Source organism: Sorangium sp. So ce394, assembly GCF_051474665.1.
In the GTDB taxonomy this organism is placed as follows: Bacteria; Myxococcota_A; Polyangia; order Polyangiales; family Polyangiaceae; genus Sorangium; species Sorangium cellulosum_D.
In genome coordinates this window covers 483877-496149 of record NZ_CP150339.1, presented here as the reverse complement: position 1 = coordinate 496149, position 12273 = coordinate 483877, and the positions used below count along the sequence as shown (strand labels likewise).

Annotated in this window: 7 protein-coding genes and 2 pseudogenes; 6 read left to right on the top strand and 3 right to left on the bottom strand. The window is 71.2% G+C overall.

What is annotated here, in order from left to right:
- Nucleotides 1–939: 939 nt before the first annotated feature.
- Nucleotides 940–2280: a sigma-70 family RNA polymerase sigma factor gene (locus WMF33_RS01865; protein WP_437335534.1), complete on the top strand. Its 1341-nt coding sequence runs from the start codon at nucleotides 940–942 to the stop codon at nucleotides 2278–2280.
- Between the two features lie 654 nt (nucleotides 2281–2934).
- A complete protein-coding gene (locus tag WMF33_RS01860) occupies nucleotides 2935–3420 on the top strand; it encodes an SRPBCC family protein (protein ID WP_437335533.1) in 486 nt (161 codons plus the stop codon).
- A gap of 711 nt (nucleotides 3421–4131) precedes the next feature.
- Here the strand turns inward: WMF33_RS01860 and WMF33_RS01855 are convergent.
- Together WMF33_RS01855 and WMF33_RS01850 are read right to left on the bottom strand one after the other, a co-directional pair.
- The gene (locus WMF33_RS01855; RefSeq protein ID WP_437335532.1) at nucleotides 4132–5052 is read right to left on the bottom strand and encodes a transposase; all 921 of its coding nucleotides are present in this window, start codon (nucleotides 5050–5052) and stop codon (nucleotides 4132–4134) included.
- 507 nt (nucleotides 5053–5559) lie between these two features.
- On the bottom strand, nucleotides 5560–6684 hold the full coding sequence (locus WMF33_RS01850; RefSeq protein ID WP_437335531.1) for a Gfo/Idh/MocA family protein: 1125 nt from the start codon (nucleotides 6682–6684) through the stop codon (nucleotides 5560–5562).
- Between the two features lie 47 nt (nucleotides 6685–6731).
- On the opposite strand from WMF33_RS01850, the pseudogene WMF33_RS01845 reads away from it, so the two are divergent.
- The 4 genes and pseudogenes from WMF33_RS01845 to WMF33_RS01830 form a co-directional block, all read left to right on the top strand.
- Nucleotides 6732–7016: pseudogene (locus WMF33_RS01845) on the top strand (LysR family transcriptional regulator); the annotation flags it as partial.
- A 104-nt stretch (nucleotides 7017–7120) separates the two neighbouring features.
- A complete protein-coding gene (locus WMF33_RS01840; RefSeq protein ID WP_437335530.1) occupies nucleotides 7121–7525 on the top strand; it encodes a LysR substrate-binding domain-containing protein in 405 nt (134 codons plus the stop codon).
- A 196-nt stretch (nucleotides 7526–7721) separates the two neighbouring features.
- Nucleotides 7722–8226: pseudogene (locus WMF33_RS01835) on the top strand (catalase); the annotation flags it as partial.
- Between the two features lie 435 nt (nucleotides 8227–8661).
- The gene (locus tag WMF33_RS01830) at nucleotides 8662–11097 is read left to right on the top strand and encodes a PAS domain-containing protein (protein WP_437335529.1); all 2436 of its coding nucleotides are present in this window, start codon (nucleotides 8662–8664) and stop codon (nucleotides 11095–11097) included.
- An 18-nt stretch (nucleotides 11098–11115) separates the two neighbouring features.
- On the opposite strand, the gene WMF33_RS01825 is transcribed toward WMF33_RS01830, so the two are convergent.
- On the bottom strand, nucleotides 11116–12030 hold the full coding sequence (locus WMF33_RS01825; RefSeq protein ID WP_437335528.1) for an MBL fold metallo-hydrolase: 915 nt from the start codon (nucleotides 12028–12030) through the stop codon (nucleotides 11116–11118).
- Nucleotides 12031–12273: the final 243 nt, after the last annotated feature.

The following is a 12273-nucleotide window of genomic DNA, read 5'->3' as shown; positions in this document are numbered from 1 at the left end:
CAGGTCCGCGAGGTTGCGATGAAAGCCGAGCAGCCGGTAGAGCCCCCCGGCGGACGTGCTCGGCACGCCGGTCGTACAGGGCGGAGCACGCCGCGGGATCGCTCCGCCGAAACCCATGCACGAGCGCCACGTCGTCCCCCGCGAAGGCGAATCCGGGTGGGGCCACCGGCAGCGCACCCACGAGCGCCACGTCGTCCCCCGCGAAGGCGAACCTGGGTGGGGCGGGAAGGCGAACCTGGGTGAGGCGGCACCGGCACCGGCACCGCGAAGGCGAACCTGGGTGGGGCCGCCGGGTGGGACCGCCGGCAGCGATCGGACGAGCTTCAGGGGGGTCGGCTCTGACGAGGCTCGTCCCCCTATGTCCCCGGAAGCACAGCCTCGGGGGAGGCGCACGGTTCGCCGGGTCGCTACGCGGACGCCGGACCCCCGGCGCCACGCGCGGAGCACGGGCCCTCGACCGTGCGCCGAGCGAAGCCTCTGGAGCGCTCACCCATGAGCCCGCTCCGTCCGCTTCCAACGCCCCATTTGCCTCGATAAATCGCTCAGCTCGGGAGCGCATCGAGCCGCCTCGGCCTTGACGTCCGCGACGAACACGGCCCGGCGACTCGCTCCGCCGTGCGCGTCGGGCGCCGGCTTGGTCACGTCCAGCGACAGTACCCGACGACCAAACCGCACCGGCATGCACCGCCGACGGCCCAGCACGCCCTGCCCGCTCGTCCGGCGGCCCGCGCCCGCGCGCTCCCGCGCCGGGGGAGGAAGCCGCCGCTCCGAGCGGCGGCAGACCCAAGAAAAACGCCTTGAAAATACGCCAAATCGGCGCGCGATTCGTTTTCCTATTTACGTCCTCGGCGGTTAGGATATCGAGGCGCCTCGATGATCGTGCCCCCTCACGCCCTTCGTGGTCAGGCACGACGCAGCGGCAACCCTGGAGCGCATTGAATGAGGTTCCGTTCCTCGCTGTCGGCGAGCGAGTCCGAATCGAGTTTTCCCGTTTCCATCGATTCCGCGGCCGAGCGCGGGGGCGAGCGCGCTCCTGCGCGCCGTGCGAAGGCCGCAGGCACGCACGCGACGCTCGGGGCGACCGAGCTCTACTTCCGGTCGCTCGCCGGCAGCCAGCCGCTCACCCGCGAGGGCGAGGTCGCGATCGGCCGTCGCATCGAGGCGGGCGCGCTCGCGTGCTTCGAGGCGTGGGTCCGCTCGCCGATCGCCCTTCGCGAGCTGGCCTTCACGGCGGAGGACGTCGAGAACGGGGCGCTCAGCCTCCGGGACCTCTTGTGCGAGGCCGACGCGAACGATCCCGAGGCGGACGCGTGCGCGACGCGGCTCGCGGGCCTGCTCGATGTCGCCCGAGCGCTCGCCGCCCGCAAGCAGGACGACGATGGCGTGGAGATCGCCCTCGCGGGCCTGGCCGCAGGCCTCGCCGAGCTGCGCCTCGATCCGGCCTTCGAGGAGCGCATCGAGCGGAGCCTACGCGCGGCGGCGGCCGCCGCCGACAAGGCGGACCGCGCGTCCATCGAGGCGACGCTCGCGGCGATCGCCCGGGGGCGCCGCGCGGTCGCCCAGGCGAAATCCGAGCTCGTCCAGGCGAACCTCAGGCTCGCGGTCGCCATCGCGCGGGAGCACCAGCGCTTCGGCGTCCCGCTGCTCGACCTCGTGCAGGAAGGCAACCTCGGCCTGATCCGCGCCGCCGACAAGTTCGAGTACCGCCGCGGCCACCGCTTCGGCACCTACGCTGCGTGGTGGATCAAGCAGGCCATCAAGCGGACGATCCTCAACCAGGGCAAGCCCGTCCGCATGCCGGTCCACCTCACCGCGATCCGGAGCCAGGTGGTGCGCGCCCGGCGCGACCTGGTGCAGGAGCGCGGGCGCGAGCCCTCGGTCGAGGAGGTCGCGGAGCGCAGCGGGCTCTCCGTGGAGAAGGTGCGCGTGATCGGCGAGCTCGCCCTCGAGCCGCTCAGCCTCGACGCCCCGGTCGGCGAGGAAGGCGACACCCGGTTCGGTGATCTGCTGGCCAACGAGGAGCCGACGCCCGCCGACATGCTGGCCCGGCGCCGCTTGATCGAGCAGACGCGCGAGCTGCTCGACTCGCTGCAGCCGCGCGAGCGCGAGCTCCTGCGGCGCCGCTTCGGCCTCGACGGCAACGAGGACGAGACGCTCGAGGAGATCGGGCAGTCGTTCTCGTTGACGCGGGAGCGCATCCGCCAGATCGAGGCGAAGCTGCTCGAGAAGCTCCGGATGCGCTCGCGGCAACGAGAGCTCGGCTCGTACCTCGAAGGGTGACCGCGGGGCCGAGGCGCGCGCGAGGGCGCGTGGAGCCGCGCCAGCGCTCGGTCGAGCGACCATCGACCGGGGGGCGCGGTGAGGACGCGCTCGCGCAGCCTTCGATCTGGCCGGCGTCGGCGGCGCGGACGCGTCGCGATCGGCTCAGGGAGCTCGCCGATGCGCAGCTCCAACCACGGAGCGACGTGGTTCGCTGCTCGGCGATGCGCAGGATCCCGCCACACGCGCGAGCCCGCACCCCGGCGCCGGGCGCGCGACGCACCTGCGGGACCAGATCGCTCCAGCCCGGTAGGCGTGCGACCGGCTCCTCGGGTGACGGGCATGCCTGAAGCGCCGGAGCACGACGCGCCAGCGCCGTCGTCGCCCGCGCCAGCAGCGCCTTGCGCGTGCCGGCGCTGATGTCGTCCAGCGCGACGCGAAAGTGCGGCACGCGTCCCCGAAAACGAGGGGCGACCGATGAGTTTCGGAGCGCCGGTCTGTCCAACACTTCGAAGACCGAACGAGCACGAGCCAAGGAAGCCGAGGACCGGAACGACGGTGCCGAGCTCGCGTCCTTCAAGACGCAGAGCGCCACGCGCATCCAGCCGTCTGAGGCGGCGCCTGCCCAGGGCTCTCTCGAACGTCCCACACCCATCGCCGACAAGGAGACGACGCATGACCACCAAGCCCGACGCCACCTCGACTTCCGACCGCGACCTCGTGTTGACGCGCATCATCGACGCGCCGCGCGAGAAGGTGTTCAAGGCCTGGACTGACCCTGAGCTCCTCAAGAAGTGGTTCGCCCCTCAGCCGTTCACCACGCCCTTCGCCGAGCTCGACGTGCGGCCTGGCGGCGCCAGCCTGATCGTGATGCGCGACCCACAAGGGAACGAATACCCGAACAAGGGCGTCTTCCTCGAGGTTGTCGAGAACGAGCGGCTCGTATTCACCGACGCGTACACCACGGCATGGGAGCCGTCGGAGAAGCCGTTCATGACGGTGATCCTGACGTTCGAGGATCAAGGCGGCAAGACGAAGTACACCGCCCGCGCCCGCCACTGGACGGTCGCCGACCGCGAGGCGCACGAGAAGATGGGGTTCCACGAAGGCTGGGGCCAGTGCGCTGCCCAGCTCGAGGCCGTCGTCAGGGCCAACGGGTAAGCCGGCCCGGACCCGACGCTGAGTGGGCGGACCTAACCCCCATTGAGTCGGCCCCGGGGCGAACCTGACTCCGGACCCAATCCCCATTGAGTCGGCCCCGGGGCGAACCTGACCCCCATTGAGTGGCGGCGGACCGACCCGACCCGGGTTGCTCACCCCGGCTTACCCTACTCGGGTTGCTCACCCCGGCTTACCCGACTCGGGTTGCTCACCCGGGCTTGCTCACCCGGGCTTACCCGACCCGGGTTGCCCACCCGCGGGGTTGCCCACCCGCGGGCTCCCCAGGGGCGGCTTACCCGACCCGGATGGCTCACCCGCGAGCTACCCGGGTGGATGTCGACCGCTCGCCATCCACAAATCTGTACAGAGCGCCTCGCGCTTGCACACACACGCTTCGCAAACAGCTTCAAGCGGACCCGTGAAGAGCGACTCAACTCGGGTTGCTACCTGCATTGCCGCCTGCGACCTACCCACCCGAGCCAACCCAGGTTGTGTTCGATCCGATCCGACCAAGCAGCGCCTATAGCGATCTCACCCCGGCACCGCATCGTGGTCGCTCGGCCCGCAACTCCATCCCACGTCGCCATGCGCACGGCTCATGGGCGTCTTGAGTCGCCTCGCTCCGCCATCTTGAGACGCACGTGCCCTCCGGCGACGTGTCGCCCCCGGTGGCCTCTCCGACCGACTCACCGTGCGCCGCCGGCGCAGCAACTACACCGTGAGCACGGCGTCCGTCACGGCGACCCCGTGAAACGCGCGCATCCACCACGTCCCCGCGGGGAATACGGCGCTGCGCACCCCGCTGCGCCACCGTTCGAGCGCCGCGCGGTACGACGCACGAAACGCGCGCACGGCGGCAGCAGCGATTCGCCATGCATCACCCTGCTCGCGGCCGACCGCAAACGTCGGACTGCAGCCGCGCAGCGGCTCGAAGCTCGTGGCACGCTCGTAGGGGGACACCCGGCTGGCGCCCTCCGCGCCAAGGACGTGTTGCCCTCGCCGCCCCACCTCCTCACGGGCCTGCGCTTCCTGTCGCTCCAGCTCAGCGGCGACCTCGCCGCGAAAGCCGTCGCCGCCATCCTGTTCGATGACAGGCGGCAGCGCGAGCGCGAGCGTTACTTCTTCTGGCCACTGCGGATTTTTCGGATCGAGATATGCCGCGGGTCGCGTCGCGCGCAGCACGCCGCAGCCGAGCTCGTTCACATCCACCTTGGCGCCCGGCCACTCGCGCGCATGTCGGACCAGGCCGGCGGCCACAGGATTCGCGAGCACGTAGGCGATCTTCTCCACCACCGCCGTCCGCGTCAGCAGCCGCACCACGCTCGTAGCTTCGTGGTCCCACACTGGCCCTTCCCACGTGCGGAGCACCTTGGTCCCGAGCGCGACGATGCGATGGAAGAATTGCAAAAAACGCGGCAGGACGCCCATCGTATCGGTCACGACGAGGTGCAGGTGCGACGACATCGCGCAGAGCGCGTGGACCTCGATGCCGAAGCGGCGCGTCGAGACGGTGAGGGTGTAGACCAAGAGCTGGGTGATGGCAGCGTCAGGGCGGAAGAGCAGATGCCTGCGCAGGACGCGACGGGTGATGAGGTAGGTGGCGCCTGCGGCAATTTCGCGGGGCTGGCTCATGGCTGGCGTGCAATGGCAAACGCCGTGCCGGCTGGTGGGGTGAATGATTTCAAGGCATTGGCTCGCTCCTTGGGGTGGCGCCGCCAGGGGCGCCAGGTGGTCCGCCACCTGGATAGTCCTTGCGGCTGCTCGCCCAACCTGCGGCGGCTCCTCTGGCCTGGGCTGCCCTTTCCCCGACGTGGGTTCTCCCTCCTCCCCTCTCCCGACCTGGGTTGGTCGAGAACGGAGAGCGGGGTCGGGTCGTCACCAATCTGGTCGTACCAACCCCGGTCGGTCGTTGAACCTGGGTCGGCTGGTCCGCAACCTGGGTCGGGTGGTCCGCAACCTGGGTCGGGTGGTCCGGTGGTCCGCAACCTGGGTCGGGTGGTCCGGGTGATCCGCAACCTGGGTCGGGTGATGCTGAGTCGGGTGACGCTGGTCGGTGATCCGCAACCTGGGTCGGGTGGTTGGGTCGGGTGGTTCCCACTTTCTCTTGCCAACCCGGGTTGGCGTCGTCCGGGTCCTCCCTCACTGCTCCGACGGTGACGGCGCCTTCACCGGCTCCGGCGCGGTAACCGCGGGCTTCTTGATGTTCTGGCCCATATCAGGCCGCTGCTCCAGCTTGAGCGGCGGGACCGCCTCGACCCTCCCGCTCGCCGCGGAGCTCTGGATCGCCAGCATCACCCGGACGTCCGCGAGCCCCTCGAGTCCCGACGGCTCCGGCTCCCTGTCCTCAAGGATGCAGCGCGAGAAATAGACGAGCTCGGGGGCGAACTGGTCGCGCTTCTTGAACGTCTTCTCCTCCGCCTTCCCGCCCACCGTCAGGTAATGCCTGATGTCGGCCGTGTAATCGAAGGCCGGCTCCACGCGCAGGTCCCCCTCGGTGCCCGCGAGACGGAACGACGACACGCTCGCGAGCCCCTGGCTGACCGTGAACTGCGCCACGGCGCCGCTCGGGAAACGCAGGATGGCCGCCGTGGTCTCGTCGACATCCTTGGCGCGCCTCTCGTCGATCCGCAGGCTCGTGGCGAGCACCTCGCTCGGCTCCTCGCGGAACAGGTACCGGGCGGCATTCACGCAGTACACGCCCAGATCGAACAGCACGCCGCCGCCCGCGTCGCTCCGGGTGCGAATGTCGCCGGGGCGCACCACCTGCGTGAACAGCGACGTGAAGGCGCGCACCTCACCGAGCTTGCCCGAGCGCGCGATCTCGACCGCCTGCAGGTTCGCCTCCTCGAAATGCAGGCGATAGGCGATCATCAACTTCACGCCGCGGTCCTTCGTGGCGCGGATCATCGCCTCGCAGTCCTCCTCGGTCATGGCCATGGGCTTCTCGCAGAGCACGTGAACGCCCGCCGCCGCGGCCCGCTCCGTGTACTCGCGGTGCATCGCGTTGGGCAGCGCGATGTACACCGCGTCCGCCCGCGCGCGCCTCAGGACGTCCTCGAGCTCGTCATACCCGCCGCGCTCGGTGACCCCGTAGCGCTCGCCCAGCGCGGCGAGCTTATCGGGGTCGCCCGAGACCAGCGCCACGAGCTCCGAGTTCTCGGCGGCGTTCTTGAACGCCGGCAGCACGGCGACCTGCGCGATGTTGCCCGCCCCGACGACGGCGTAGCGGATCTTCCTGGTCTCGTTCGACGCTGTCTTGGACATGGTTCCTCCGTGCGCGGACAACCCGCGTTCGCGGGGAACATGGAGAGATGACCGCAGGCGTCAACCGCCGGGCATGTCGCCCAGGGCGCCCGCCCCCCAAGGCCCCCCAAGGCCCCCCACCCCCCCGCCCGCGGCCGCCCCCTCGACCCCAGAGCCCCCCCCCGCGCGCCGCGTACTACCCCGCGCCCGTGCGCTGGTCACCGCATCCCCTCACGCTCCGCCAGCTCCAGTACGCGCTCGCGGTCGCCGAGCACCGCAGCTTCCGGCGCGCCGCGGCCGCCTGCCGCGGCGCGCAGCCGTCGCTCTCGGCCCAGATCGCGCAGCTCGAGGAGGCCCTCGGCGTGAACCTCTTCGAGCGCGATCGCCGCCGCGTCCTCGTCACCTCGGCGGGCCCCCTGCTCGAGCGCATGCGGCGGAGCCGAGCCGCCTCGCCAGGATGGACGAGCTCGCGGCGGCCAAGGTCCTCCTCCTCGTCAACGGCCACGGCTTCCGCGACCAGGCGCTCGCCCTCTGCCAGCGCGTCGGCGCCGACGAGGCGAGCGTCCGCGCCACAAACCCCTCCACCCTCGTCCAGAGGGTCGCCGAGGGCGACAGCGTGCCCCTCCTGCTCGCGCGCGCCGTCCCCATCGAGAACCGCAGCGGCGCCCTCTCGCTGCGCCGCTTCGCCCCGCGCGCCCCGTACCGCACCCTCGCGCTCGCCTTCCGCCGCGGCTCCCCCATCGAGAGCACCCTCCAGCGCCTCGCCGCGACCCTCCGGGACGCCTACCAGCGCGCCACCGCGCGGCCGAGCCGACAGCTCCAGGCTATCACTTCAGCAGCAACGATGTATTGGGACCGATGAGGGCCCGCGGCCACATTGCCCCCAAGGACGGCGGCTTCGCCGGCCCGGGAGGATGGAGCGATGAGGAGCGGCGCCACGAAGGATACGGTTCACGAGAGCAACCCCACCCTCACCACGCGGCAGAGACACCCGGTGACGGACGACGAGGACAACCGCACCGTCGGCGATCGCGGACCGGCCGTCCTCGAGAACCCGGGAGGGCGAGGCGGTCCTCGTGAAGTACCATTTCCTCCCCAGGCAAGGAGAGGTCAACCTCACCAGCGATCACGCCTCGACCATCCAGGCCAAGAATTTCAACCACGCGACGCAGGTCCTCCACGACGCCATCACGCGCGGCGGCGCGCCGGAGTGGGAGGTCTGCGCGCAGCTCATGGAAGACGGCGAGCACCCGGAGCCCGACGTCGATCCGCTCGACGCGACGAAGATCTGGCGCCGGAGAAGTTCCCGCTCCGCCCGATCGGCGCATGGCGCTCGACAGCAACCCGACGAACGACTTCGCCGAGGTCGAGCAGGCCGCCTTCGGCACAGGCGTCCTCGTCTACGGCATGGACTTGTTGGACGACAAGCTGCTCCAGGGCCGGACGTTCTCGTACTCGGACACGCAGCGCTAGCGGGTCGGCCCGAACTACCTCCAGCTGCCGCTCAACCAGCCGCGGGTGAAGACATCGACGAACCAGCGCGACGGACAGAGGCGCCGAAGGGCTCTCTTCGAGGATCGACGGATCCAGCAAGGCCTCGGGCCAACGCCGACTCCGCAGCGCGAGGATCGCCGTCCTCCCCGCGAAGGCGAGCTCGACGGCAGAGATCGCGACGCTCACACTGTAACGACGTGCGCTGTCTCCTGCCGTCGAACGTCGCGCAGCCGGAGAGCACCCAAGGCTCCTCCGGCGCCCTGCGCCGGGCTCGAGGCGAGCGCCGCCGGCGCGCTGCCCCGAGCCCGGCGCACGGCTGCTGAGCGGACCGAGGTGCCTACCGAGCGCTCGTGATAATCTCAGCTCGCGTCTGCCAGAATCCTGGTAGAAGGCGCGAGGGGTGGAGTGAACAGCGACGACGAAGGACGTGGGACCGGACGGGGTGGACCGTCCGGGGCGGGACGTCACGGGGAGCCGCCGGCGTCGGGCGCGCTGGCCCGCGCCGTGGCCGACGCGTCGCTGGCCCTATTGCGCGCCGCCGAGGGCGGCACGCCGCGGGCGCTCGTCGCGGCGGCGTCGCGCCTCCTGCAGGCCGACATCGCCTGTCTCTACGAGCTCGCCGGGGAGCCGCGGGCGCTCATGCTCGTCGCCTCCGAGGGCGGCGACGGCTCGCTGGACGCGCTCCAGCGCCTGCCGCTCGACGCGCCGAGCCTCGCGGCCGAGGCCGCCCGCGCCGGGGTCGTGCAGGGCGCGCCCGACGGCGAGGGCGCCGCGGCGCTGCTCGACGCCGTCCACCTGCGCGACCGCTGCGGCTGCGCCCACGCGGTCGCGATCCCGCTCGCCTTCGCCGGCGACCTGCGCGCGGTGCTGCTCTGCGCCGCCGCGCAGCCGACCCTGCCGCAGGCCGAGGCGGTCGAGGTCGCGAGCGCCCTGTCGAGCCTCTTCGGGATGGCGCTCGCCGCCGCCGAGCCCCGCGCGCTGCGCGCGCGGATCGAGGAGCTCGAGCAGGAGAAGCGCGCGCTGGAGCGCACGCGCGAGCAGCTGAACACGGCGATCGCGGAGGCCAGGAAGACCGAAGCCGCGCTCCGGCTGAGCGAGGACAGCCTCGCCCGGGCGCAGAAGATCGCCAGGCTGGGCAACTGGGACTGGCACATTCCGACCGACGAGCTCTTTTGGTCCGACGAGTGCTATCCGATGCTGGGGCTGTCCCGCGACGCCGGCGCGCTCACGTACGAGCGCTTCCTCGCCTGCGTCCACCCGGAGGACCGCGAGGGCCTCATGCGCGCCGTCGACCTCGCGCTCCAGGGGGAGAGGCCGTACTGCATGGAGTACCGGATCCTCCGCCCGAGCGGCGAAGAGCGCCTCATCCACACCGAGGCGGACGTGGCCCGCGCCGACGACGGAACCCCGCTCCGGCTCATCGGCACGGCCCTCGACGTCACCGAGCAGCGGCGCGCCGAGCAGGCCTTGCGGCTCAGCGAGGAGCGCCTGCGGCTGATCGCCGAGCACGCGAGCGACGTCATCTTCCGCATGCGGCTCGGCCCGGAAGGGGGATACGAGTACATCAGCCCCGCCGTCCTCGAGCACACCGGTCATCCGCCCGAGGCCTGGTACGAGGACCCGCAGCTGTTCCTCACGCTGATCCATCCCGAGGACAAGGGGCGTTATCACGAGTTCGTCGAGCAGATGGCCGCGGCCGGCGGGCGGCTCACGTTCCGGATCATCGACAAGAGCGGCCGCACGCGCTGGATATCGACCCACATCACGATCCAGCGCGACGAGCACGGCAACCCGGTCGCCGGGATCGGCATCTCGCGCGACGTCACGGCGGAGAAGCTCGCCGACGAGGAGCGCGAGCAGCTCCTCCGGCAGCTCTCGGCCGAGCGGAGCTGGCTCAACGCGGTCATCGAGCGCTCGCCGGTCGGCATCCTCCTCCTCGACCAGTCCGGCGCGCAGATCGCCTGGAATCATCGCGCCCAGGAGCTCGCCGGGATCGGCGCGCCGCCCGGGCAGGCGGGCGCGTGGGGCCTCTACTCCCTGGACGGGCGGCCGCTCCCGGACGGCGAGCAGCCCTCGGCGAGCGCGCTGCGCGGCGAGGTCACGAGCTCGAGGGAGCTCGCGCTGCGGCGCGCCGACGGCGGCACGCTGGCGGTGCTCGTGAGCGCCGGGCCGATCGTCGACGGGAGCGGGAAGCCGCTCGGGGCGGTCGTCGTGTTCGACGACATCACGCGGCTCAAGGAGCTCGAGCGGCTCAAGGAAGAGTGGACGTCGGTGGTGGCGCACGATCTGAAGCAGCCGGTGACGACGATCATCGGCTATGCGGCCCAGATCGAGCGCAAGCCCCAGGTGGCGGCCGCGGTGAAGACGAGGGCGGGGCATATCCTGGCGAGCGCCAAGCGGCTCGGGCGGATGGTGTCCGATCTGACGGACATCTCCCAGATCGAGTCGCGGCGGCTCACGATCGAGAGCGCTCCCGTCGACCTGCCGGCGCTCCTTCAGGCGGTCGTGGAGCGGATGGCGGGCGAGACGGAGGGGCACGCGGTCGAGGTCGAGATCCGGGGCGAGATCCCGGTCGTGTGCGCGGACGCGGGGCGCGTCGAGCAGGTGCTCAGCAACCTCCTCTCCAACGCCGTGAAATACGGTGATCCGGAGACGCCGATCCGGGCGTCGCTGGAGCGGCGCGGCGACGATGTGCAGATCTCCATCCGGAACAGCGGCCGCGAGATCCCTGCCGAGGATCTCCCGCTGCTGTTCGAGCGGTTCTTCCGGGGGAGGGCGAGGGAGGAACGCGCGGTCGGGCTCGGGCTCGGGCTGTACATCGCGAAGGGGCTGGTCGAGGCGCACCACGGCAGGATCTGGGTCGAGAGCCCCAAAGGGGGGTGCACGACGTTCTATTTCACGCTGCCGGTGGGGGCGGCGCCGCGGCGGGACGCGGCGTAGCCCGAGGCCCTCTGCGGCTCAGATCCGCTGCGCTCCGGCCGCGGCGGGGACCCACAGCGGTGGCTCGGGCGCGCCCTTCTCCCGGGCGCCCGCCGGTACGGCGTGGCTTCGCCCGGTGAGGCGCTCGAACTCCACGACGTCATGAGAGCACACGACGGTCACCTCGTGGCCGTGCTCCCGGCGAAGCGCGCGCAGCCGGCGCTGGTTCTCGAGCCGCGCGCCGCGGTCCTTCTCCATCATGAGCTGATAGGCGCGCAGGCCGGGCGTGCAGGTGGGCCGCACCAGGTCCATCTCGCGGTGATAAAAGTACGCGTCGCCGGCGAGCAGCAGCCAGCGGCCATCGCTCCGGATCGCCACGCCCGAGTGGCCGAGCGTGTGACCGATGAGCGGGATGAAGAGCACCTCGTCCTTCAAACCACCCACCGGCCGCGCCCCCTCGAAGCCGAACCAGCGCTCGCCGCCGTCCGAGGGATAGGCGATCCAGTTCGGCTGCGTGGACCACTGGGCCGGCCGGTAACGCATCCGGTCGAGCAGCGTCCGCCGGGCGACCGCGGCGTCGCGCTCGTCCGCGAGCAGGTGGACCTCCGCGCCAGGAAAGTCGTCGAGGCCCCCCGCATGGTCGAAATCGAGGTGGGTCAGCACGATGTGACGGACGTCCTCGGGCCGAAAGCCGAGGCGCTGGATCTGCCGGTACGCCGTCATCTCGGCGCGGAACTCCGGTCGTACCAGGAACAGGAAGAACCGGCTGAGCCGCCTCCTCGCCATCGAGACGTCCAGCAAGCCGAGCCCGGTGTCCACGAGGACCAGACCGCTGTCCGTCTCCAGGAGCAAGCAGTGGCACGTCAGCCTCCCGCGGAGCCCCAGCGTCTGGCCATCCATCAGCGCGCCGCCGATCGGACAGGTCGAGATGCAGTTGAGATGATGGATTCGCACGGACGCCTCTCCTTTCGCCGCTACCCTGCCCCGGGGACGGCCGCGCGATGGCCCGGTGTCGAGGCGGGCACACCGCACGTCGCGCGCTCGTCGCGCTCCCGGCGACCCGCTCGCCGACGATCGCGAGGACAAAGCCTGGGCTCCCCGGAGCGCATGAGGCACGGTGAGTGCATGGAGCATGCCGGTCGCCGGGCTCCCGATCGCGTGAACGGAGGACGGCAAAGGCCCATCCACGGACAGAAA